This is a genomic window from Noviherbaspirillum agri, assembly GCF_054780595.1.
Genome location: NZ_BAAGWA010000012.1, coordinates 16,424 through 40,866, shown reverse-complemented (window position 1 = coordinate 40,866; position 24,443 = coordinate 16,424). Strand labels below are relative to the sequence as shown.

Sequence of the window (24,443 nt, the reverse complement as noted above, 5' to 3'; positions counted from 1 at the left end):
GCTGCCATATGGCTACAGCGTAGATGAAATCCGGCGCTTTTGGGGTATCTATCTATTGATGCAACGTAAGAAAATGTCTTGTGGCAAGATAAGGCGGAAAGCTTGGAAAGTGAATATCCTGCAGTAGGAAAAGGCACACCACTGGAAGAATCTTTCCGGCATCGCCGGGCTCACCTACAAAAACGGGCCTTTCGGCCCGTTTTATTCTGCTTACGCCTGTTTGGCCGCAGCTACTTGAGCGGCAACCTCTGCCGCAAAGTCATCCTGTTTCTTCTCAATACCTTCGCCAACAACAAACATGGTGAACGACTTCACCGTGGTGTTTGCCGCCTTCAGCATTTGTTCAACAGTCTGCTTGTCGTTCTTAACGAACGGCTGGTTTAACAGAGACACTTCCTTCAGATACTTCTGGACGGAGCCTTCGACCATCTTGGCGACAATATCGGCAGGTTTGCCGGACTCTGCAGCCTTTTGCGTTGCAATCGAACGCTCTTTTTCGATCAAATCGGCAGGAACATCGTTAGCAGACAAGGCTACCGGCTTCATTGCCGCTACATGCATTGCCACGTCCTTACCGACTTGGTCATCGGAACCGTCGAACTCAACCATGACGCCGATACGGGTACCGTGCAAATAGGAAGTCAGCTTCGAACCAGTTTCATACCGCTTGAAACGGCGAATCGACATATTTTCGCCAATCTTGCCAACCAGCGCGGCACGCACTTCTTCCAACGTTTTTCCATCCACCGGCAGCGCGCCCAAGGCAGCGACATCGGCCGGATTCTTTTCAGCAACGAGCTTTGCGCAGGTATTCGCCAAGGCAATAAACTCTTCGTTCTTGGTAACGAAGTCGGTTTCGCAGTTTACTTCGACAATTGCACCAACGCCGCCGGAAATATAAGCAGCGACGACACCTTCTGCCGTAATACGGGACGCTGCCTTGGAAGCCTTGCTACCAAGCTTCACACGCAGAATCTCCTCTGCCTTGACCATATCGCCATCGGCTTCGGTCAATGCCTTCTTGCATTCCATCATCGGCGCATCAGTCTTTGCGCGCAGTTCGCCCACCATCGCTGCGGTAATTGCCGCCATGTTTTTCTCCTAATTCAGTGACGTCTTGTCGGACGCGTTCAATCAAAATACGTTTCAACCGGCTACAAAAAAGGGGCGACCCATTGTTGCCCCTTTCTTGAAGCCCGACATATCAGGACACAGGGCCTCTTAAGCCTGCTCGTTGACCTCAACGAATTCGTCTGCGCCGCCCTTGATAGTCTCGAGCACTTCATTCGTCGCATTGGCACGACCTTCGAGAATCGCGTCAGCCACGCCGCGGGCGTAGAGCGTAATTGCTTTCGAGGAATCATCATTGCCCGGAATAACGTAGGTTACGCCTTCCGGGGAGTGGTTGGTATCGACCACACCGATGACCGGGATACCGAGCTTGGCAGCCTCGGTAATTGCGCCCTTGTGGTAGCCGACATCAATGACGAAGATCGCATCAGGAATACCACCCATGTCCTTGATACCGCCGATAGATTTTTGCAGCTTTTCCATCTCGCGCTGGAACATCAGCGCTTCCTTCTTGCTCAGCTTTTCCACGGAGCCGTCTTCCATTGCGGCTTCCATGTCCTTCAGACGCTTGATCGAGGTCTTGATGGTCTTGAAGTTAGTCAGCATGCCGCCCAGCCAGCGCTGGTCCACGTACGGCATACCCGCGCGCTGAGCTTCAGCTGCGAGGATTTCGCGCGCTTGGCGCTTGGTGCCGACGAACAGGATGGTGCCGCGGTTAGACGCAAGTTGGCGAATGTACTTCATCGCCTCCTGGTACATCGCCAGGGTCTTTTCCAGGTTGACGATATGAATCTTGTTGCGATGACCGAAAATGAACGGGGCCATCTTGGGGTTCCAGAAGCGGGTTTGGTGGCCGAAGTGGACACCTGCTTCCAGCATTTCACGCATGGTAACGGACATAATTTCTCCAGGGTTAGGTCTGGAATCCGGTCAGCCACCTTGGGAAAGCAATAACCACCTTGCCATGCCAAAGCACCCTTTTCGACCGAATTCGCGTTTCGATTGAGTTTCGCTTGGAGCATTTCCAAGCTAACCCGAGATTCTACCTTAATTCTTTGGACTCGTTCAAGACAGTCCATCGCCTTCCGGCGAATATCCATAGCGTCGTCTATAATTTCGAATCAATCATTACTTACGCCTTTTCAGCGTAGTCTGGCTTTATATGGGCTCTATCTCAATCAAAACGGAAGAAGACATCAAAGGCATGCGTATCGCCGGCAGGCTGGCGGCAGAAGTGCTCGACTTCATTGCGCCGCACGTCAAACCCGGAATTACTACCGGCGAACTAGACCGTCTTTGTCACGAATACATGGTCAATGTGCAGGGAACCGTTCCTGCCCCGCTGAACTATTGCCCACCGGGATACACGCCGTACCCGAAAGCGATCTGCACTTCGGTCAATGATGTTGTCTGCCATGGGATTCCTGGTGACAAGGCACTAAAAAGCGGCGACGTGCTCAATATCGACATTACCGTCATTAAGGATGGGTATCATGGCGATACGAGCCGGATGTTCTTTGTTGGAGAGCCTTCGATTCTCGCGCGTCGCCTGACTGAAATCACATTCGAATGCATGTGGCTGGGAATCTCCAAGATCAAGCCGGGTGCGCATTTGGGCGACATCGGCTTCATCATCCAGCAGCACGCGGAAAAAGCAGGATATAGCGTGGTTCGCGAGTTCTGTGGACACGGCATTGGCAAAGTGTTCCATGAAGAGCCACAAGTGCTCCATTACGGCCGTCCCGGAACACTGGAAAAACTCCTCCCCGGCATGATTTTTACGGTCGAACCAATGATCAATGCGGGCCGACGCGAAATCCGGGAAATGGGCGACGGCTGGACGATCAAGACCAAGGATCGCAGCCTGTCGGCGCAATGGGAACATACCGTACTGGTTACCGAAACCGGTTACGAGGTGCTGACGGTTTCCGCTGGCATGCCCCCGCCGCCGGCATTTATCGAACCGCGACCAAACCAACAAGCCATCGAAGCGTAGGAAATGGCACCACTTGCATTGACGCTCAAGGAGCAACTGAAAACTGAGCGGCAAGCAGCCATCGCAGCGTTCCGGGTTGACGGCAAGCCGGAAAAACTGCTTAGCCGCCTCTGTCAGGCTGTTGATCTGGCGCTCACCGAAGCGTGGGAAACGCTTCATCTCCCGGCCAGCATCGCGCTGGTTGCTGTCGGTGGCTATGGGCGTGGAGAGCTATTCCCGCATTCGGACGTCGATGTTTTGATCCTGTTGGATGGTGCGGCCGACGCCGAACTGCAGGGCACACTCGAGGAGCTGGTTCAGCTTCTTTGGGATATGGGTCTCGATATCGGGCACAGCATTCGTACTATCGACGAATGCCTCATTGAATCAGCTGCGGACATCACAGTACAGACGAGTCTGCTGGAAGCACGCCTCGTTGCCGGCAACCGCAAGTTGTTTCATTTCCTGCAGGATCGATGCAAGGCGGCGATGAATCCGAAGGCATTTTTTCAGGCGAAGACCCTGGAAATGCGTCAACGGCACGCAAAATATGAAGACACCCCCTACGCGCTGGAACCCAACTGCAAGGAGAGCCCGGGGGGACTGCGTGACTTGCAGGTCATTCTATGGGTCGCAAAGGCGGCCGGCTTGGGTGATTCCTGGCGCAAGCTTGCCGAACGCGGATTAATTACACCGACCGAAGCGCGCCAGCTGACACAAAAAGAACGAGCATTCAAGGATATCCGCATTCGCCTGCACATACACACCGGGCGGCGCGAGGACAGACTCGTATTCGACGTGCAGGCACCAATAGCTGAAACGTTCGGTTTCAAGACCAACGAAATGCGGCGCGCGAGCGAATACCTGATGCAGCATTATTATTGGGCGGCCAAGGCGGTCACACAGCTGAATACTATTCTTCTGCAGAATATAAAAGCCCAGTTGTTTCCCCAGCCGGTCTCACCCAAGCCGATCAACGAGCGTTTCAACGAGGTTAATGGGCTGATCGATATCGCACACGACGATACCTTCACCATCACACCATCCGCAATGCTGGAAGTATTCCTGCTGATCGCACAGCATTCGGAAATCAAGGGAATGACTGCCCGCACTTTACGCGCGCTCTGGCATGCCCGATTCAAAATCGACAGCAAGTTCAGACGCGATCCAGCCAACCGTTCATTGTTCCTGCAAATTCTCAAAGCGCCGCAAGGAATCACCCACGCGCTGCGCGGGATGAACCAGACCAGTATCCTCGGACGCTATCTGCCGAATTTCCGCCGCATCATCGGCCAGATGCAGCATGACCTGTTTCATGTGTACACGGTCGACCAGCACATATTGATGGTGGTGCGAAATGTGCGGCGATTCACCATGACGGAACATGCGCACGAGTACCCTTTCTGCAGCCAGCTGATGGCGAACTTCGCGCAACCATGGCTGCTGTACATTGCGGCTCTGTTCCACGACATTGCAAAGGGACGCGGCGGAGACCATTCCCTCCTCGGGATGGCGGATGCACGCCGTTTCTGCCGCGACCACGCTCTGTCGACAGACGATACCGAACTTGTAGTATTTCTGGTAGAGCACCACCTTTCGATGTCGCAAGTCGCCCAAAAGCAGGACCTCTCAGATCCTGATGTGATCCGCAACTTTGCCGTCCTCGTGAAGGACGAGCGCCATCTCACCGCGCTGTATTTGCTGACTGTCGCAGACATCCGCGGCACGAGTCCGAAAGTCTGGAATGCATGGAAAGGAAAACTGCTGGAGGACCTGTATCGCATGACGCTGCGTGTGCTCGGCGGTGAAGATCCTTCAACAGATCACGAGCTCAAAAATCGACAGGAGGCGGCGCTCAAAACCCTGCGCTTGTATGGCCTTCCGGAAGATGCACACCAGCGCCTTTGGCGGCAACTCGATGTCGCCTACTTTCTTCGGCACGATGCCGCCGATATTGCCTGGCAAACACGGGCTCTGTATAACAAGACAGATAGCAGTGCAGCCGTCGTAAAGTGTCGCCTGGCGCCGATCGGCGAAGGCGTCCAAGTAGCGGTTTATGTCAGGGATGAGCCGGATCTCTTTGCGCGGATCTGCAGCTATTTCGACCGCAAGAATTTCAGCATCCTGGATGCGAAAATCCATACGACAAAACACGGCTACGCGCTCGACACCTTCCTGGTTACCGAACCGGCATTCGCAAACAATTACCGAGACATCATCAGCCTGATCGAGCATGAGCTGACGGGACTGATCGAATCACACGCAGAGCTGCCGCCACCGACTCGCGGCCGACTGTCACGGCTGTCCCGGAATTTTCCAATCACGCCGACTGTGGATCTGCGCCCCGATGAGCGTGGACAGTACTATCTGCTCTCTGTCTCCGCCAACGACCGCAACGGCCTGCTTTATTCGATTGCCAATGTGCTAGCGAAGTACAAAGTCAATCTGCACACGGCGAAGATCATGACGCTGGGCGAACGTGTTGAAGACGTATTTATTGTCGACGGCGCAGTCCTCAATAATCCGCGCAGCCAGATCCAGCTTGAAACCGACCTGCTAGAAGCGCTGCGCGTATAACTTCAATTTTTCCACACCAACTTTTCATTCACCATGACAGAACCCGTCCGCCTCTCCAAACGCATGTCTGAGCTCGGCTTGTGCTCGCGGCGCGAAGCCGATGAATGGATCGAGCGTGGCTGGGTACGTGTCGACGGTGTGGTCGTTTCAGAGCTTGGCAGCAAGGTCCTTCCCACCCAGCGCATCACGGTCGAGCGTCAGGCGGAAGCCCAACAGGCGCGGCGCGTAACTGTTCTCCTCAATAAACCGATGGGCTATGTCAGTGGTCAGGCCGAGGACGGATACAAGCCCGCTGTGACGCTGATCAATGCTGCAAGCCGGTGGCCGGAGGACAAGACGCCGATTCAATTCCACCCCAGCCAGTTGCGCAGTCTTGTCCCTGCTGGGCGTCTCGACATCGACTCCGTCGGCCTGCTGGTGCTGACCCAGGACGGCCGGGTTGCCAAGCAACTGATCGGTGAAGACACATCCGTGGAAAAAGAGTACCTGGTCCGCGTGAAGTACTCCAAACCAGGACGACTCCCCGATTCCGACCTGAAGCTGTTGAATCACGGTTTGTCCCTTGATGGCAAAAAGCTGCTGCCGGCGAAGGTGCGCTGGCAAAACGAAGATCAACTGAGCTTCATTTTGAGGGAAGGCAAGAAAAGGCAGATCAGGCGCATGTGCGAAGCCGTCGGCCTCAAGGTTCTCGGCCTGAAGCGCGTGCGCATCGGCGGCGTGAAACTGGGGAATCTGCCGCCAGGCCAATGGCGCTACCTGGCTCTCGATGAGAAGTTTTAGGCGGTGAGCCTGAGAACGTTGCGTTAATCGTCGCTGGCCGCGCTCAACTCGGGAAACAGAACGTCCGTAAAACCGAACCGCGAAAAGTCCTTTATCCGCATCGGATACAGAATGCCCGCAAGGTGATCACATTCATGCTGAACGACGCGGGCGTGGAAACCTTCGACATCGCGGCTGATAGGATTTCCGAACTGGTTTACACCCTCGTAATGGAGTCGTCTCCATCTGGGTACGACTCCACGCAATCCCGGCACGGACAGGCAGCCTTCCCAGCCCTCCTCGACTTCTTCGGAGAGCGGTTTCAATATGGGGTTGATCAATACGGTTTCCGGCACCGGCGGGGCGTCCGGGTAGCGCGCGTTCTTCCCAAAGCCGAAGATGACAACCTGAAGGCCAACGCCAATCTGAGGCGCAGCAAGCCCGGCGCCATTGGCAGCGTGCATTGTGTCGAACATGTCTTCGATCAATGCATGCAGCTCTGGCGTGTCAAACCGTTCAACGCGTGCAGCCTGCGCCAACAGGCGCGGATCGCCCATCTTGAGGATTTCTCTGGCAGTCATATCACTTGCTTGAGATAGCTGGAAAACGCTTGTCCCATATCCGGATGTTTCAGCCCCATTGCAACCGTCGCCTGCAAATAGCCGAGCTTGGAACCACAGTCGAAACGCCGCCCTTCATACTGATATGCCAGCACACGTTCGGATTGCATGAGCGCTGCAATTCCGTCCGTCAACTGTATTTCCCCACCCGCCCCCTTGCCGAGTCCTTCAAGGCAGTCAAAGATCGTATTGTTCAGTACGTAGCGTCCAACGACTGCCAGCGTCGATGGAGCGACATCGGGCGCAGGTTTCTCGACAATACCCTCGACCCTTTCAAGCCCCGGTTTGTACGGCACCGTACTGACGATACCGTATTGTTTTGTCTCTGAACGCGGAACTTGCTGGACCGCCAGCAGGCTGGACCCTTCGCGCGTATAGAGATCGGTCATCTGCTGCAGCACCGGTCGCTGCCCCGAATCCACATCCATCAAATCGTCCGCAAGCAGGACGGCAAAAGGTTCATCTCCGATCACAGGCCGGGCGCATAAGACTGCGTGGCCCAAGCCGAGTGGTGCTGACTGCCGAATGTAAATGCAGTTGATGTTCTTTGGAATTGCATTGCGCACGACGTCCAACAACGCTGTCTTGCCCGAGGCCTCAAGTTCCGATTCCAACTCATATGCGGTATCAAAATGGTCTTCGATCGCCCGCTTGTTTCGCCCCGTGATAAAAACAAGATCGGTGATACCTGCAGCCACCGCCTCTTCCACGGCATACTGAATCAAAGGCTTGTCAACAACGGGTAGCATCTCCTTGGGCTGCGCCTTGGTGGCCGGCAGAAAGCGACTGCCAAGACCTGCCACCGGAAAAACTGCCTTTCTGATTCTTCTCATTCTTCCTCCAACAATTTCAAAAGCCCGGCCTCGTCAAGGATGGCAATGCCCAACTCCTGCGCCTTCGCCAGTTTGCTACCCGCCTCCTCGCCCGCAACGACGTAACTGGTCTTTCTGGACACTGATCCAGCCACCTTGCCGCCCGCTGCCTCGATCTTTTCTGCCGCTTGGTCACGCGTGAGATTTGGCAACGTGCCGGTCAGCACGAACGTTCGACCCTGCATTGGCTTGGGCGCGTCGCCTGAGCGCGTATTTTCGGTCCAATGCACACCAGCCGCACGCAACTGCTCGATCAACTCGCGGTTCAAAGGATCTGAGAGGAATGTCTTGATAGAGCCTGCGATTACCGGCCCAATATCTGCCACCTCAAGTAGTTGCTCCTCCTTCGCATCGAGTAACGCATCGAGGGTGCCGAAGTGGTTCGCGAGCTCTTTTGCCGTGGCTTCACCGACGTGCCTGATTCCCAAGGCGTAAATGAAACGTCCGAGCGTTGTCGACTTGGATTTCTCCAGCGCATTCAATACGTTTTGCGCCGACTTTTCTGCCATGCGATCCAGTGCAGCAAGCGAGGTCAAACCGAGCTTGTACAAATCGGCGGCCGTCGTGATGATGTGTTTGTCGACCAGCTGCTCGACCAGCTGGTCACCCAAACCCTCGATATCCATTGCGCGCCGTGAGACGAAATGAAGGAGGCCGCCTTTTCGCTGTGCGGCACATTTGATCCAGCCGCCCGAGCAGCGCGCGACAGCCTCTTCTTCTGGACGCACAATAGGAGAACCGCACACCGGGCAAGTTGACGGCATCACGAACTTACGCGCGTCTTCCGGTCGCAGCTCCGGCACATAGGCGACAACTTCGGGAATCACGTCACCGGCTCGCCGCACGATGACGGTATCGCCAATCCGGATATCCTTGCGCCGCACCTCGTCTTCATTGTGGAGGGTTGCATTGGTAACCGTCACACCACCCACGAACACAGGCACCAAGCGCGCCACCGGCGTAATGGCACCAGTGCGGCCGACCTGCACGCCAATGTCCTGCAGCACGGTCATCGCCTCTTCCGCCGGAAACTTGTGCGCTATCGCAAAACGCGGTGCTCGCGACACGAACCCGAGCTTTTGCTGATGCGCCAACCGGTTCACTTTGTAGACAACACCGTCAATATCGTATGGAAGCTGTTTTCGCTTGGCGCCGATACCATGGAAGAATGCAAGCAGGCCTTGCGCGCCTTTCACTATTGCCCTCTCCCTGCAAACCGGAAGTCCGAGCGTCGCGTACCAGTCAAGTAACTCCGAATGCGAAGGCGGCACCTGGCCGCCCTCGATCAGTCCAATCCCGTAGGCGAAGAACCGCAGCGCACGTTGCGCCGTGATGCGTGAATCCAGCTGCCTCAGGCTACCAGCAGCTGCGTTACGTGGATTGGCGAATTCCTTCTGCCCCGCCTCGCGCTGACGTGTGTTGAGCCTTTCAAAGTCCGCCTTGTACATCAGCACTTCGCCGCGTACATCCAGCACGGCAGGCGGATGGGATGTATGCAGCCTGAGCGGCACAGCGCGCACAGTCCTGATGTTCGCGGTCACGTTCTCGCCGGTGGCACCATCGCCGCGGGTTGCGGCCTGGACCAGGACACCATTCTCGTAACGCAGGCTGATCGCAAGACCATCAAATTTCAGCTCGGTCGAATATTCAACGTCGCTGTCGGTCTCCAGTCCTTCGCGTACGCGCCGGTCGAAGCCAACGATGTCGTCCTCATCGAATGCATTATTCAGCGACAGCATCGGCACGGAATGCCGGACCTGCTCGAACTGCGGTAACGGCTTGCCGCCCACACGTTGCGTAGGCGAGTCCGATGTAACCAGGTCGGGATGTGCTTGCTCCAGCTCGACCAGTTCACGGAACATCTTGTCGTATTCGGCATCGGGAATCGTCGGATTGTCGAGCACGTAATACGCATGTGCGTGGCGGTTAAGCTCGGATTTCAGCCATGCTGCGCGTTCCAGCCAATGGCTGGCCTCGTGGCTTGCCGGCGCGGCATTCGAAAAAAGATCCGGCTGCATCGTTTAACTGAACAGACGTTGTGCACGTACCGAGCCAGCCGGAATGTTGGCCGACTCCATCTGATCGTAAAATGCGCTGACCTGACCGGCGATTTCTGCGAGCGTACCTTCCGACAAAGGCTGATTGCCGTCATCCACCACGACGCCATCGAGTCTCGCGGCAAGCATCTTTGCGCATGCCGTCATCGCGCCAAATCCATCGCGGTCTCGCGCGACGCGCGGCACATCAAGAAGCAACGTGAGACGTGATGTGGTTTCCGCCGCAAGCGTGACGTTGGTGGACAACGAAAAGAGCACTCCGCCCTCGCCGTCCGGCATGACAAGCCGGCCGTCCGGGCGCAGGTCGAAGCCTTGTCGCTCCAATGCAGCCAGTAGCGTGTTGATGGCCCAGGCCTGGCCTTTCGAATGCACATTGACGCTCAGTTGCGCATCGTATTCAGCAACAAACTGATGCAAGGCACGTGCATTTGCCATGACCTCGGTCATATCCGGAACATCAGGTTCTGCATCGATCTCGTCGCAGATCTGGCGCAGTCGCATGATCAGTTCGGAGTATTCGAGTTCATTCAACGCGGTGCTACGGTTTGCCAGCTGAATACCCGCAACCAAACGGAAGTACTGCCCGCCATGTGCGACCGCCTCCCACTCGCCGTCATTGCACAGCCCCACAAAATGGACCGGCTTGTTTCCGACATGCCGCAGCGCCTGCAATTTGGGCAGCAGTTTCTCGCCTCGAACGGGCGACTCCAGCGCCAACGGAATCGCGCAGTCAAGCAGTTCGTCAATCGGTAACTCTTTCTTGGGTGGCTTGGCAAGAACCTCTTCATCCGCATTACTGGACTGTGAGTCGACTATGCCTTGATCACCCGTGTCCGCAGTATCCAGCACGGGCTCGCGGCGCTGCTCGGGTTCGCTCGCCGCATCTGCATCCGGCTGCATGAGGACATCGTCGTGCTCGGATGAGAAGGCCTTTTGCACACTTTTCTTGGCCTTGAATTCCTGCCACTTGTTGTAGCTGATGACGCCGACGACGATAGTGGCGCCAATGATCATCAGGCTTGCTTGAAGCTCCGTCATGCCGAGCGCCTCTCTTTAAACACGTTTATTGCGCAAAAACTACCGCGCTGCATTGGGGCACGATGCACAGGATCCGACATTCGAAATTGCGTCATTAAGAAATCCAAAATTGTCACTGGCGACCTGGTAGTCGGATGGCAACGAGGTCGCCACGAAGAAGGGGCCAGATGAGGGAAACCAGCGTATTGTCCCAAAATAAAGTTGTCAAGGCGAACGGCCTTCTCATTCGTTGGTTGAAATTGTCCCCGCAAATTGCGGATAAGAAAATTTATTGTCCAGCAGTTGACGCATGCCGACTCAGCATGCCCGCGCCGTTGACGTTCATCAATACCGTACAAATCCCCGCGCTAATAGAATAGCAACTGTCTGCAGTGACATTCTTTCAATGTGCTCAGAAGAACTCACTGCTTTTGGCATGTCGCTGTATCGGAAATGAAGCTTGCCTTGCGCTTCCTTTCTCCCACGGAGGATTGCATGAAGTTCGATCGTGAAACCGGCTCAACCAAGTCCCGTGCTTTTGCGAAGGAGAACGAACAGCCACGTTTCAATACACAGTCAAAAAACAGTACCAATACCAGGCATCAAACTTTTACCAGCGCGTCCACCATGAATAACTTTTCGACCAAATCCGCATTGGACATTTCTGAAACGAAAGAATTCAAACTCCAGCAACTTGCCATGCTGTCGCTCGCGCCTATCATGCGTTCAATCCATCATTGGTGGTTGCAGCGCGCGGAGCGCCATTACCTTATCTGCGCAGATGTGGAACAACAACGTGCCAAGGAGGCGCAAATGAACGTTGCGTACTATCAAAAACGCGCCGCTCTCGCACGCTCCGCACGGAATTAAACCGCAAGCCGGGTTCGCCATGCTCAACCAGCGGATCCGTAAATCATCCAACCCGATCCGCACCATCACCACGTCACGCCGCTTCGGCGGCAGTCGCAAAACTCGCAGCAGATTCCATATCAACAGCGACAATTCTCGATACGCCCTGTTCCTGCATCGTCACACCAATCAGTTGCTGCGCCATCTCCATCGCGATCTTGTTGTGCGAAATGAAAAGGAACTGGGTTTGTGACGACATCCGCTTGACCATATTGCAGAATCGCTCGGTATTCGCATCGTCCAAAGGCGCGTCCACCTCGTCCAGCAAGCAAAACGGCGCCGGATTCAGCTGGAACATCGAGAACACCAACGCCGTTGCCGTTAGTGCCTTTTCGCCGCCCGACAGCAAGTGGATGGTGGCGTTCTTCTTGCCTGGCGGCTGCGCCATCACCTGCACGCCTGAATCGAGGATCTCTTCACCCGTCATGATCAGCTTCGCGTTGCCGCCGCCGAAGAGAACGGGGAACAATTCGCCGAAATGCTTGTTGACCTTGTCGAAGGTGTCCTGCAAGAGTTCGCGTGTTTCCCGATCGATCTTGTTGATCGCGTCTTCCAAGGTATTGATGGCCTCGGTAAGGTCCGCGTGCTGCGCATCGAGGAAATTCTTGCGTTCGGAAGCCTGCGTCAGCTCATCGAGCGCCGCAAGGTTGACCGCCCCCAACGCGTTAATCGCATTGGTGAGACGCGTCACTTCGCCCTGCAAATAAGACGGTCGGATGTCTCCGATCAGCTTTTCTGAAAGCGCCGTCTCGTCAGCCTGCACTTCCGCCAATTGTTGCGCATATTGTTCCTGGTTCAGGCGCGCGGCCTGTTCTTTCAGCTGCAGCTCCATGATGCGCTCGCGCTGCGGCTGCAGGCTGCGTTCTGCCTGCATGCGTGCTTCTTCGGCATGGCGCAATTTCTGCGTCAGCTGATCCAGCTCGTGCCGCGCATCTGCAAGAGCACGTTCCTGATCACTGCGCCTCTCCAGCAAGGACTGCAACCCAGCCTGGGCTGCCTGGTCGTCGAGGCTTTCGAGCTCTAGGTGGCCTTGCTGCATGCTGGCGAATAGCTGCGACGACTGCTCTAGCGCGGTGGCAATGCTGCGTTTCAGCTCTTCGATCTTGTTACGGTGGGATTTCTCCGCGAACTCCGCTTCCTGTGCGGCGCGTTCCAGCTCGCGCAGGCGCAGTCGCGCATCGTTAAGCTGCTGCTCTTTCGCAAGGTAACCGGTCTGACCTTCCTCATGCTTTTCCTGCAGCTCGGCAAGTTCGATATCAAGCTGCTCAAACTTAGCTTCCGACTCCGCCTTGATCTGCTGCTGCTCGGCCTCCTGCTCTGCAATTTCCGCGAGATCAGACTCGATCTGGGTACTGCGTTGATTGAAGCGCTCCTGGACTTCCGACAGCTTCATGACGTCGATCTGCAGTCCGTGCACGCCCTGTGTCAGGACATTGACGCGCTGGCGCAGCTCCTGCAAACGCTGTGCGGCCTGCGACACGGCGGCATCGGCACGGACGACGCGTGATTTCGCCTCGTCAGCCAGCATCTGCTGTGCGCGCAACTGCTTGGTGATGTTCTCGATTTCCTGCTGGCGCGCGAGCATGCCGTCCTGCTCGGAGTCGGACGCATAGAAGCGGACACTGGAACGGCTGATGACATGCCCCTGACGAGTCACGAAATACCCGCCGACCGGCAGCTTCGCGCGATCCACGAACGCAGCAGCGGTATCCTCTGCGACGAAAACGTTGTGCAGCCAATCCTGCAGCAATGCGCGCAGTCCGGGGTCATTCAGTTGCAACAAATCCAGGAACGGCTTGAGCCCTGCGGGCGTGTCGACATTGGCCACAACACCGGTATTGGCACTATACAGCGCCAGCTTGGCGGGAGGCGCGTCGTTGAAAAACGCCTTTGCCCAATCAAGATTGGACATCTCAAGTGCCGATGTCCGTTCACGCAATACGGACTCCAGCGCAGTTTCCCAGCCTTGGTCAATATGCAGCTTTTGCCAGAGGCGCGGCAGCTCGCCCAGTTCATGCTTCTTCAGCCACGGCTGGACCTTGCCTTGAGTCTGCACATTCTCTTGAAGTTGCTTTAATGCAGCCAGTCGGGCTTCCAGTTGTGTGTTGCTTGCGGTCTCCGCATTGAATTGCTGCTGCGCGGCCTGGCGCTCTTCCTCGAGCCTGGGCTGCTGTTCCTGCGCTGCTTCCAGTTGTTCGCGCGCATCTTCCAGTGTTGCCTGCTTCTCTTCGAGCTGGAGCTTGAGGTTCGTGAGATGCGCCGTGTCTGGCATGGCCATGCCGTTCTTTTCCTGCATCAGCCGCTCGCGACGCGATGCGAGGTTGGCGAGGATGTTGGATGCATTGCGCTGATGCGCCGATTCCAGCTCAATCTGCTGCTGGATCTGCATGATCTTGCTGCGCGACTCGGTTGTCTTGAGCTGCGCCTCGCGCCACGCCTGTTCGAGCGCGGGCAGTCTGTCGTTCTGGTCCTGCGCCGCCTGCTGTGCCTGCTCAACGTGTAACGCGTGCTCCTCGAGCCGCATCTCGGCTTCTTCGAGCTCTTCCTGCTGCTGCTGCCCCTGCCGCTGCCATTGGTCGCGCTGTGCAGTCAATGAATTGAGCTGCGCCTGCAGCCGGCTGCGCGATTCGATAACAAACTTGATCTGCGCTTCAAGGCTGCCGATTTCCGAATTGGTCTGGTACAGGTGTCCCTGCGCGGTATGCATGCGGTCGCCAGCCGCATAATGCGCCTGACGCATGTGTTCCAGCTCAGTTTCGATATGGCGCAGCTTTGCGGTCTGCTCTTCCAGGTCCGTCTGCGCCTTCTCGATTTCGCGGAAGAACTTCTCCTGCTCTGCCTTTGCTTCGTTCTTACGAAGCAGCCAGAGAAGTTTCTGCTTCTCATCCTGATCCGCCTGAAGCTCCCGGAATTTTTGCGCGATGGCAGCCTGCGCTTCGAGTTTCTCCAGATTCGTATTCAGCTCACGCAGGATATCGTCGACGCGCGTAAGGTTCTCGCGGGTGTCGTGCAAGCGGTTTTCGGTTTCCCGCCGGCGTTCCTTGTACTTCGATACGCCTGCGGCCTCCTCGAGAAAGATGCGCAGGTCTTCCGGACGCGCTTCGATAATGCGCGAAATCATGCCCTGCCCGATGATCGCGTACGCCCGCGGACCGAGGCCGGTGCCGAGGAAAATATCCTGGATATCGCGGCGGCGCACCGCCTGGTTGTTGATGTAGTAGGTTGAAGTGCCGTCTCGTGTCAGGGTGCGCTTGACTGCAATTTCCGCATACTGGCTCCACTGACCGGCAGCCCGGCCATCACTGTTGTCGAAGACCAGCTCGACCGAGGCGCGCCCCGCCGGCTTGCGGGTCGTCGATCCATTGAAGATGACATCTTGCATCGATTCGCCACGCAACTCGGACGCCTTGGATTCACCGAGGACCCAGCGCACGGCGTCCATGATGTTGGATTTTCCGCAGCCATTCGGACCGACAACACCAACCAACTGCCCGGGAACCTGGAAGTTGGTTGGGTCTACAAAAGACTTAAATCCCGATAATTTAAGAGAAGTTAGGCGCACGTTATCGACTGTTCAACACTGGATTGAGCAAGCGGAAAATCCCGCCCTGGAAAGGGCCTTATCATATCACTTCATGTTGTGCGGCCATTACTTTCCAGAATGGAAAGCGCCGGCTCGCCTTGCAGAGGCGAACGGTATAATGCGGCCTCGATCTGTACCATTTCCATTCCTTTCCCCGAGCTTTTCCTCCCGTGAACCCGCTCTTAAAAAAACTGCAACCCTACCCGTTTGAAAAGCTTCGGAAACTCTTCGCCGATTGCACGCCGAATACGACTTGCTCCCCGATCGGGCTGGGTATTGGCGAACCGAAGCACGCCACGCCAGCCTTTATCCAGAAGGCCCTGACAGACAATCTCGCCGGCTTGGCGAATTATCCGTCCACGCTGGGCTCCGAAGCACTGCGCAACTCTATTGCCGGCTGGCTGGAGCGTCGCTATGGCCTGCCCAAGATCGATGCGGCGACCCAGGTCCTTCCGGTCAATGGTTCCCGTGAAGCCTTGTTTGCGCTGGCACAGACCATCATCGATCCGAACCGCGAGGTACAGGGCGGCGGGTCACCGCTGGTAATGTGCCCGAACCCCTTCTATCAGATTTATGAAGGAGCGGCCTATCTGGCTGGTGCGGAGCCGTATTTCGTCAATTCCGACCCGTCGCTCAACTTTGCGCCTGACTACAAATCCGTGCCGGCAGATGTCTGGCCACGTGTCCAGCTGCTTTACGTCTGCTCTCCCGGCAACCCTACCGGCGCCGTGCTGACGCTCGAGAACTGGAAAGAGCTGTTTGAATTGTCCGACCGCTACGGGTTTGTCATTGCCGCCGACGAATGCTATTCCGAGATTTACTTCAAGTCCGAACCGCCGCTAGGCGGACTTGAAGCGGCGCATAAACTCGGCCGAACCGGTTATCCGCGCCTGATCGCCTTCTCGAGCCTGTCCAAGCGCTCCAATGTTCCCGGGATGCGTTCCGGCTTTGTCGCCGGCGATGCGGAAGTTCTGAAACAGTTCCTGCTGTATCGCACTTACCATGGCAGCGCCATGAGCCCGTCCATCCAGGCAGCCTCGGTCGCAGCGTGGAACGACGAGGAACACGTGGCGGAGAACCGCGCGATGTACATCTCGAAATTCAAGCAGATCACGCCAATGCTGCAGGAAGTACTCGACGTTCAGCTCCCGGATGCCGGTTTTTACTTGTGGGCCAAAGTGCCACACTTGTCCGACACCGAATACGCGAAGCGCTTGTACGCCGAATATAATGTGACGGTGTTGCCTGGCAGCTATCTTGCCCGCGAAGCGCACGGTTTCAATCCGGGTCAAAACCGCATCCGCATGGCGCTTGTCGCGGAAGTCGACGAGTGCCTGGAAGCTGCGCGCCGCATCGTCGAATTCACGAAAAAATTATCCTGATCCACCAACCTAAATAAGTACTTCAATGACTCAACAACTCCAACAAATCATCGACCAGGCATGGGAAGACCGCGCCAATTTCTCGCCGAAATCCGCGCCGGCAGAGGTGCGCGACGCGGTGGCGCATGTGCTTGAACAACTGAACCAGGGCTCCTTGCGCGTGGCGCAAAAGGACAGCGGCAATTGGGTGGTGAACCAGTGGGTGAAGAAAGCCGTGCTGCTGTCGTTCCGCCTCGAAGACAATGTGCCGATGCCGGCCGGCGCGAATGTTGCCAATGCGATGCAGTTCTACGACAAGGTCCCGACCAAGTTTGCCAACTACACCGCTGATGATTTCGCCAAGGGCGGCTTTCGTGTGGTTCCGCCGGCTGTTGCGCGCCGCGGCAGCTTTATCGGCAAGAACGTCGTGCTGATGCCGTCTTACGTCAATATCGGCGCCTATGTGGATGAAGGCACGATGGTCGACACCTGGGCGACCGTCGGTTCCTGCGCACAGATCGGCAAGAACGTGCACCTGTCCGGCGGTGTCGGCATCGGCGGCGTGCTGGAGCCGATGCAAGCCAACCCGACCATCATCGAAGACAACTGCTTCATCGGCGCCCGCTCCGAGATCGTCGAAGGCGTGATCGTCGAAGAGAACTCCGTCATCTCGATGGGGGTGTATATCGGCCAGTCGACCAAGATCTATGACCGCGCCACGGGCGAGGTCAGCTATGGCCGCATTCCGGCTGGCTCAGTCGTGGTTTCGGGCAGCCTGCCGTCAGCCGATGGCAAGTACAGCCTCTACTGCGCAGTGATCGTGAAACGGGTCGATGCAAAGACCCGCGCCAAGACTGGCATCAACGAACTGCTGCGCGACGCGTAATCCATTCGAAGCAAAGAGGCAAAGGAGAGCAACATGGCAATGGACCGCTTGTTCCAGTTGATGAAAGATAAGAAGGCGTCTGACTTGTTCATGACGGTGAATTCACCGGTACATATCAAGATCAACGGCCATGTGCTCCCCATCAATCAGCAGAAGATGGACAACGCGACCATCAAGAACCTGCTGAACGAGATCATCACGCCGGAGCAGATGAAGGAACTGGAAACCCACAACGAGCTCAACCTGGGTATCCCGGTTGCCGGCCTCGGGAGTTTCCGTCTCTCTGCCTTCCGCCAGCGCGGCAGCATCTCGGCGGTGTTCCGCCATATCCCGGGCGAGATTCCGCGCCTTGCAGACCTGCAGCTTCCGCCAGTACTGGCGGAGGTGATCATGGAAAAGCGCGGTCTGATCCTGGTAGTCGGCGCGACGGGCTCCGGCAAATCGACCACGATTGCCTCCATGCTCGACCACCGGAATACGCTCAGGACCGGCCACATTCTCACACTCGAAGATCCGATCGAGTTTTTGTTCACCAACAAGAAGTCGATCGTGAACCAGCGCGAGATCGGCATCGATGCCGAAAGCCTGAAGGTCGCCCTGAAGAATGCGCTGCGCCAGGCGCCTGACTGCATCCTGATCGGTGAAATTCGCGACAAGGAAACCATGGGTGCCGCACTGGCCTACGCACAGTCAGGACACCTGGTCGTGGCAACGCTGCATGCGAACAACAGCTATCACGCGCTGAACCGTATCGTTAACTTCTACCCGATCGAAAACCGCCCTTCACTGCTGCTGGACCTGGCTGCCACCCTCAAGGCGATCATTTCACAGCGCCTCGTCATGGCCGTCGATCAGGGACGCCGCGCTGCCGTAGAAGTGCTCCTGAATACCCGCCATATTGCGGAACTGATCGAAACCGGCGACATCAGCCAGATCAAGGAAGCAATCGAAAAGAGCATGTCGCCGGGGTCGCAGACCTTCGAACAGGCACTCATGCAGCTCATTCAGGATGGCGTCATTACTCAGGACGAAGGCCTCGCCAATGCGGATTCCGCAAGCAACCTGTACTGGCTGCTTAACAATGCGCAGGAGCCAAAGCAAGCTGAGCCGGAGCCGGAGGTCAAGGCCGAGGAAGGCGCGACATTCACCGAATTCACGCTTAACGTTTAATTGATGACAACAACGCTTTACGGCATCCCCAATTGCGACACCGTCAAGAAGGCACGCACCTGGCTGGACCAACACGGGATCAGCTATACCTTCCACGACTTCAAGAAGGCCGGCATCAGCCGCGAGCTGGTCAATCAATGGCTTGAACACGTCAGCTGGGATGTGCTCGTCAATCGCAAAGGCACCACTTGGCGTGGATTGAGCGACGGACGCAAGACTGCGGTGATGGATGCGGCGAGCGCGACGGAACTGATGCTCGAGTCGCCGTCGGTGATCAAGCGCCCCGTCCTGTTCAATGACGGCAATGCGCATGTCGGTTTTTCCGACGCGCTTTATCAACAAATTTTCAAAAAATAAGTTATGAGCAGAACCCTTGCACTGACCGAGGAGCTAATTGCCCTCTCATCGGTGACGCCGAACGACAATGGATGCCAGAAGCGTCTGATCGAGTTGCTGAAACCGCTGGGTTTTACCTGTGAATCGATTCAATCCGGAGATGTGACCAACCTGTGGGCGCGCAAGGGCGACGCCCAGCCGCTCGTCGTCTTTGCCGGCCATACCGACGTCGTGCCGACCGGCCCGGTCGAGCAATGGACTTCAGCCCCCTTCGTTCCGACCCGGCGTGACGGCAAACTGTATGGCCGTGGCGCGGCCGACATGAAGACCTCGATTGCCGCGATGGTGGTTGCGGTCGAAGAATTCCTCGCCGCGCATCCCGGCCACAAAGGTTCCATCGCCTTCCTGCTGACCAGCGACGAGGAAGGCCCCGCCATCGACGGGACCGTCGTGGTCTGCGACAAACTCAAGGAACGTGGCGAAAAGCTGGACTATTGCATCGTCGGCGAGCCGACCTCCACCGACCAGCTCGGCGACGTCATCAAGAACGGCCGCCGCGGTTCAATGTCCGGCAAGCTCACCATCAAGGGCGTGCAGGGTCACATCGCCTATCCGCAACTGGCCAAGAACCCGATCCACCTTGCAGCACCGGCACTGGCCGAACTGGCCGCGGAAAAATGGGATGACGGCAACGAGTACTATCTGCCGACATCGTGGCAGATGTCGAACATCCACGGCGGAACCGGCGCGACGAACGTGATTCCCGGTGAGGTCGTTGTGGATTTCAACTTCCGCTTCTCGACAGCCAGCACTGTGGAAGGCTTGCAGCAGCGCGTGCATGCGATCCTGAACAAGTACGATTTCAATTACGACCTGAAGTGGACGATCGGCGGCAAGCCGTTCCTGACGCCGCGCGGTGAACTGAGCGATGCGATCATCGCGGCGATCAAGGCAGAAACCAATCTGGATGCCGACCTATCCACTACCGGTGGTACGTCCGACGGCCGCTTCATCGCCGAGATCTGTCCGCAGGTGATTGAGTTTGGCCCGCCCAACGGCAGCATCCACAAGATCGACGAGCATATCGAACTGCGCTACATCGACCCACTGAAGAACATCTACCGCCGCACGCTGGAAAACCTGTTGCGTTAAGCGCACTTCCCGCCCACTCCGGGCGGGAAATTCATCACGCCGGCACTTCACCCCATCTTCTCCATGACTCCAGAAAACTTCTCCACCCTCCGCGACCTGCTGCGCTATGCCGTGACCCGCTTCAACAGTGCCAAGCTATTCTTTGGCCATGGCAGCAGCAATGCATTCGATGAAGCCGCCTACCTGATCCTGCACACGCTCAATCTGCCGCTGGACAAGCTGGAGCCTTTCTACGACGCACGCCTGCTGCCTGAAGAAATCGCTGCAGTCCTGAAGGTCATTGAACGTCGGGCCGTCGAGCGCGTGCCGGCCGCCTATCTCACCAATGAAGCCTGGCTGGGTGACTACCGTTTTTATGTGGACGAGCGTGTTATCGTGCCGCGCTCATTCATCGCGGAACTGATTCCGGAACAATTCGCGCCGTGGGTGGCCGATCCGGAATCTGTCGAGAACATCCTTGAGCTTTGCACGGGCTCCGGCTGCCTGCCGATCCTGCTTGCCGATGCATTTCCGAATGCACACATCGACGCAGTAGACATTTCCCGCGATGCGCTGGAAGTCGCACGCCGCAATGTAGAAGACTACGGCCTGCAGGACCGCATCACCCTGATCGAATCGGACTTGTATGCAAAAGTTCCGAGAAAGAAATACGACCTCATCATCACCAATCCGCCCTACGTGAACGCGGGATCGATGAGCAAACTGCCGCAGGAATACCTGCGCGAACCGCAGATCGCGCTTGCCGGCGGAACGGATGGCATGGACCTCGTGCGCAAGATCGTGGCTGGCGCCGGCGAGCGGCTGACCAAGCATGGTGTGCTGGTCGTGGAAATCGGCAACGAGCGGGAATTTGCCGAAGCCGCGTTCCCCGAGCTCGAAATGACATGGGTGTCGACCAGTGCTGGAGACGATATGGTCTTCCTGCTCACCGCCGACCAACTGAAGAAACAATGATCCGTTTTCAGCAAGTCAGCCTTATCCGCGGCGTCAAACCGCTGCTCGAAAATGCCGATGTCACCCTGAACCCGGGCGACAAGATTGGCTTGATCGGGGCCAACGGTGCAGGCAAATCGAGTTTGTTTGCCTTGCTGCGGGGCGAGCTGCACGCCGACCAGGGCGAAGTCGATTATCCCGCCAAATGGCGCATGGCTTACGTCGCGCAGGAGACGCCTGCGCTTGACCGACCAGCGATCGAATACGCGATTGACGGTGACGCCAACCTGCGCCGTCTTGAGGAAGAGCTCGCCCGGCTTGAGACCGAACCTGACCATGGAGCGCATGGAACGCGCATCGCGGAACTGCACACTGCGCTGGCCGACGCCGATGCCTATACCGTGCGGTCGCGCGCAGAACAATTACTGACCGGCCTCGGCTTCTCGCAGGACCAGATGCTGCAGCCTGTCGCCAGTTTCTCCGGCGGCTGGCGCATGCGCCTGAACCTCGCGCAGGCGCTGATGTGCCCTTCGGACCTGCTGCTGCTCGACGAACCGACAAACCACCTCGACCTGGATGCGATTATCTGGCTCGAGGATTGGCTCAAACGATACGCCGGCACGCTGATTATCATCTCTCACGACCGCGACTTCCTCGACGGGGTCGTAAACGTGATCGTGCATATCGAAGACCGCAAGCTGAAGCGCTACTCCGGCAACTACTCCGCGTTCGAGCGCCAGCGTGCGGCACAGATTGCGTTGACTCAGGCGGCATTTGAAAAGCAGTCACGACAGCGCGCCCACCTGCAATCCTTCATCGACCGCTTCAAGGCCAAGGCCACCAAGGCACGGCAGGCGCAGAGCCGCATGAAGATGCTGGCAAAGATGGAAGAGCTGGCGCCATTACGGGCGGCAGCGGAATTCTCCTTCGAATTCCGGGAACCATTGAGCGCTCCGAATCCGCTCGTGGTCATGGAAGATGTGGTGGCGGGCTACCGCAGCGAGAATCCTGCGACGCATCAGGTCGTTGAAAAACCCATCGTCTCCCGCATCAATTTTTCGCTGCAAACCGGCCAGCGCATCGGCCTGCTCGGTGTTAACGGCGCAGGCAAATCGACGCTGGTGAAAACGCTGGCAGGTGAGCTGACGCCACTCGCGGGCGACGTGCGCCTCGGCAAAGGGCTGGTGATCGGCTACTTCGCACAGCATCAGGTGGAAATGCTGCGCCATGACGAGTCACCGCTCTGGCATCTGAATCGTATCGCGCCGAATGTGCGTGAACAGGAGCTGCGCAATTTCCTTGGCGGCTTCAATTTCGGTGGCGACATGGTGACCAGCAAGATTGCGCCCTTCTCCGGTGGTGAGAAGGCGCGGCTGGCGTTGGCGCTGATTGTCTGGCAGCGCCCCAACCTGCTGCTGCTTGACGAACCAACCAACCATCTCGACCTGGAGACCCGCGAGGCGCTGACCATGGCGCTGGCACAGTTCGAAGGCACGCTGGTCCTGGTATCGCACGATCGTCATCTGCTGCGCGCAACGACGGACCAGTTCATGATCGTTGCCGACGGCATGCTGCAGCCCTTCGACGGCGATCTCGACGACTATCGCGACTGGCTGTTCAAGACCAAGCTGGGCAAGACAGATGCACCGCTTCCGTCGCCTGGTCAGACCTCGCCCGAGAAAGCGCCTGCTTCCCAGAATGCGGCGCCGTCGGAGTCGCGCGAGGACCGCCAGGAACGCCGCCGCCTGGAAGCAGAAGAGCGCCAGCGGCTGTCCAGCCTGAAGAAACCGATCGAATCCCGCATCAAGCGGCTTGACGAGCAGATGGCCAAGCTCAATGCGCGGAAAGCGGAGGTTGATGCACGCCTCGCCGATCCGGCCATCTACGGCGAAGCGAACAAGGAAGAACTGAAGGCGCTGATCGTTGACCAGGCCTATCTGGTGAAGGAGCTGGAGCAGCTCGAAACCGAATGGCTGGAACAGCAGGACGCATTGGAAAAGCTGGGATAACGTAGCTTCATCAATCACATCGATCATTCAGGAGGCGGCATGACCCAACCGATCGACAAGCCCTTGCAAGGCATTCGCGTCATTGACCTTACCCGCCTGCTGCCGGGTCCGGTGGCGACGATGCATCTTGCGGACATGGGCGCCGAAGTCATCAAGGTGGAAGACCCGGGTGCCGGGGACTACGCCCGCACGATGGGCCATGTGCGCAATGAAGTGTCCCAGTTCTTCATCGCCGTCAATCGTGGCAAACAGGGCATCCGGCTGGATTTGAAGAATGCCGCGCAGCGTGAAGAACTTCTCAAAATGGTTGAAACTGCCGATGTGCTGGTCGAGAGTTTCCGCCCCGGCGTCATGGACAAGCTCGGCGTAGGCTGGGAAGTGCTGCGACAGCGCAATCCGCGGCTTGTCATGTGCGCGATCTCAGGCTATGGCCAGGACGGCCCGTTTGCCCAGCTCGCCGGCCATGACATCAACTACATCGGCATGGCCGGCATGCTGGAGCAAAACGTCGGCCCCGACGGCGTGCCCGCATTGCCCAACCTGCAGGTCGGCGACTTGCTTGGCGGCGCGCAGGCGGCTGTGCAAGGCATACTTGCCGCGCTGATCGGCGCGCGCATTTCCGGTCAGGGGAGGTTTGTCGATGTATCGATGACCGATGCGGTATTTGCCCACAACATCATGCCCCTGGTTGCAGTCAATAATTTCGGCCGCTCGGTCCCGCCCGGCCGCGATCTGCTGACCGGAGGCGTCCCCTGCTACAACGTCTATCGCACCAGCGACGACCGGTTCATGGCCGTAGGGTCGCTGGAACTGAAATTCTGGGAAGCGTGCTGCGATGTGCTGAGAAGGGCCGACCTGAAGACTCGGCACTGGAGCCTCGGACAGGAAGTCGGCGGCGCGGACGCAATGGCCGTCAAGGCGGAACTCGACGCCATTTTCAGGCAGGAGACGCTGGCAACGTGGACCGAACGGTTCAGCCAGGCAGACTGCTGCGTGACACCGATCTTGCGCGCCGATGAAGCCATGTCCCATCCTCTCTTCCGCGATCGCAAGATGGTGAAACATGAGGAACACCCGACCGAAGGAAAATACTGGGCAACCGGTGCGGCGGTAAAATTCCTCGGCTGAATCCGGAAACCGCTTACCGGACGAACAC

At 57.3% G+C, this 24,443-nt stretch carries 19 protein-coding genes; 12 read left to right on the top strand and 7 right to left on the bottom strand.

Translation table 11 applies throughout. The features are described from left to right. Positions 1-210: 210 nt before the first annotated feature. Both tsf and rpsB read right to left on the bottom strand, forming a co-directional pair. Complete coding sequence (gene tsf / locus ACYVIA_RS17590) at positions 211-1,092, bottom strand: translation elongation factor Ts (protein WP_460843088.1); 882 nt, start codon at positions 1,090-1,092, stop codon at positions 211-213. Positions 1,093-1,221: 129 nt separating this feature from the next. Further along, positions 1,222-1,971, bottom strand: coding sequence for a 30S ribosomal protein S2 (gene rpsB / locus ACYVIA_RS17585; RefSeq protein ID WP_460843086.1), 750 nt, complete (start codon positions 1,969-1,971; stop codon positions 1,222-1,224). 262 nt (positions 1,972-2,233) lie between these two features. Between rpsB and map the strand changes: the two genes are divergently transcribed. From map to ACYVIA_RS17570, 3 genes are read left to right on the top strand one after another with little or no spacing between them, the layout of a single operon-like run. Then, complete coding sequence (gene map, locus ACYVIA_RS17580; RefSeq protein WP_460843084.1) at positions 2,234-3,067, top strand: type I methionyl aminopeptidase; 834 nt, start codon at positions 2,234-2,236, stop codon at positions 3,065-3,067. A 3-nt stretch (positions 3,068-3,070) separates the two neighbouring features. Beyond that, a complete protein-coding gene (locus tag ACYVIA_RS17575) occupies positions 3,071-5,623 on the top strand; it encodes a [protein-PII] uridylyltransferase (protein ID WP_460843082.1) in 2,553 nt (850 codons plus the stop codon). Positions 5,624-5,656: 33 nt separating this feature from the next. Then, the gene (locus ACYVIA_RS17570) at positions 5,657-6,403 is read left to right on the top strand and encodes a pseudouridine synthase (RefSeq protein WP_460843080.1); all 747 of its coding nucleotides are present in this window, start codon (positions 5,657-5,659) and stop codon (positions 6,401-6,403) included. 23 nt (positions 6,404-6,426) lie between these two features. Here ACYVIA_RS17570 and def read toward each other — a convergent pair whose 3' ends face one another. From def to ACYVIA_RS17550, 4 genes are read right to left on the bottom strand one after another with little or no spacing between them, the layout of a single operon-like run. After that, positions 6,427-6,963 carry a peptide deformylase gene (gene def, locus ACYVIA_RS17565; RefSeq protein WP_460843078.1) on the bottom strand — a complete coding sequence of 179 codons (537 nt, stop codon included), beginning with the start codon at positions 6,961-6,963 and terminating at the stop codon, positions 6,427-6,429. After that, positions 6,960-7,835: a UTP--glucose-1-phosphate uridylyltransferase GalU gene (gene galU / locus ACYVIA_RS17560; protein ID WP_460843076.1), complete on the bottom strand. Its 876-nt coding sequence runs from the start codon at positions 7,833-7,835 to the stop codon at positions 6,960-6,962. Before galU ends, def begins: the two co-directional genes overlap by 4 nt. Then, positions 7,832-9,892 carry an NAD-dependent DNA ligase LigA gene (gene ligA, locus ACYVIA_RS17555; protein ID WP_460843074.1) on the bottom strand — a complete coding sequence of 687 codons (2,061 nt, stop codon included), beginning with the start codon at positions 9,890-9,892 and terminating at the stop codon, positions 7,832-7,834. Before ligA ends, galU begins: the two co-directional genes overlap by 4 nt. Before the next feature lie 3 nt (positions 9,893-9,895). Beyond that, positions 9,896-10,969 carry a cell division protein ZipA C-terminal FtsZ-binding domain-containing protein gene (locus tag ACYVIA_RS17550; protein WP_460843072.1) on the bottom strand — a complete coding sequence of 358 codons (1,074 nt, stop codon included), beginning with the start codon at positions 10,967-10,969 and terminating at the stop codon, positions 9,896-9,898. 474 nt (positions 10,970-11,443) lie between these two features. Between ACYVIA_RS17550 and ACYVIA_RS17545 the strand changes: the two genes are divergently transcribed. Then, positions 11,444-11,818, top strand: a complete 375-nt coding sequence (locus ACYVIA_RS17545) for a hypothetical protein (RefSeq protein WP_460843071.1) — start codon at positions 11,444-11,446, stop codon at positions 11,816-11,818. Positions 11,819-11,891: 73 nt separating this feature from the next. Here the strand turns inward: ACYVIA_RS17545 and smc are convergent, their stop codons facing one another. Next, the gene (smc, locus tag ACYVIA_RS17540; protein ID WP_460843069.1) at positions 11,892-15,419 is read right to left on the bottom strand and encodes a chromosome segregation protein SMC; all 3,528 of its coding nucleotides are present in this window, start codon (positions 15,417-15,419) and stop codon (positions 11,892-11,894) included. A 191-nt stretch (positions 15,420-15,610) separates the two neighbouring features. Between smc and dapC the strand changes: the two genes are divergently transcribed. The 8 genes from dapC (at position 15,611) to ACYVIA_RS17500 (ending at position 24,415) form a co-directional block, all read left to right on the top strand. Further along, entirely contained in the window at positions 15,611-16,822 is a 1,212-nt protein-coding gene (dapC, locus tag ACYVIA_RS17535) for a succinyldiaminopimelate transaminase (protein ID WP_460843067.1), read from the top strand. A 25-nt stretch (positions 16,823-16,847) separates the two neighbouring features. Continuing rightward, complete coding sequence (gene dapD, locus ACYVIA_RS17530) at positions 16,848-17,687, top strand: 2,3,4,5-tetrahydropyridine-2,6-dicarboxylate N-succinyltransferase (RefSeq protein WP_460843065.1); 840 nt, start codon at positions 16,848-16,850, stop codon at positions 17,685-17,687. Between the two features lie 33 nt (positions 17,688-17,720). Then, positions 17,721-18,857 carry a PilT/PilU family type 4a pilus ATPase gene (locus tag ACYVIA_RS17525; RefSeq protein WP_460843063.1) on the top strand — a complete coding sequence of 379 codons (1,137 nt, stop codon included), beginning with the start codon at positions 17,721-17,723 and terminating at the stop codon, positions 18,855-18,857. Between the two features lie 3 nt (positions 18,858-18,860). Beyond that, positions 18,861-19,214: an ArsC family reductase gene (locus ACYVIA_RS17520; protein WP_460843061.1), complete on the top strand. Its 354-nt coding sequence runs from the start codon at positions 18,861-18,863 to the stop codon at positions 19,212-19,214. A 3-nt stretch (positions 19,215-19,217) separates the two neighbouring features. Beyond that, positions 19,218-20,345 carry a succinyl-diaminopimelate desuccinylase gene (gene dapE / locus ACYVIA_RS17515; RefSeq protein WP_460843059.1) on the top strand — a complete coding sequence of 376 codons (1,128 nt, stop codon included), beginning with the start codon at positions 19,218-19,220 and terminating at the stop codon, positions 20,343-20,345. Between the two features lie 63 nt (positions 20,346-20,408). After that, positions 20,409-21,299 (top strand): 50S ribosomal protein L3 N(5)-glutamine methyltransferase, encoded by an 891-nt coding sequence (prmB, locus tag ACYVIA_RS17510; RefSeq protein ID WP_460843057.1) that lies wholly within the window; start codon positions 20,409-20,411, stop codon positions 21,297-21,299. Then, positions 21,296-23,287 carry an ATP-binding cassette domain-containing protein gene (locus tag ACYVIA_RS17505; RefSeq protein WP_460843055.1) on the top strand — a complete coding sequence of 664 codons (1,992 nt, stop codon included), beginning with the start codon at positions 21,296-21,298 and terminating at the stop codon, positions 23,285-23,287. The genes prmB and ACYVIA_RS17505 overlap by 4 nt, the downstream gene beginning before the upstream one ends. A gap of 39 nt (positions 23,288-23,326) precedes the next feature. After that, complete coding sequence (locus ACYVIA_RS17500; RefSeq protein ID WP_460843053.1) at positions 23,327-24,415, top strand: CaiB/BaiF CoA transferase family protein; 1,089 nt, start codon at positions 23,327-23,329, stop codon at positions 24,413-24,415. Positions 24,416-24,443 lie beyond the last annotated feature (28 nt).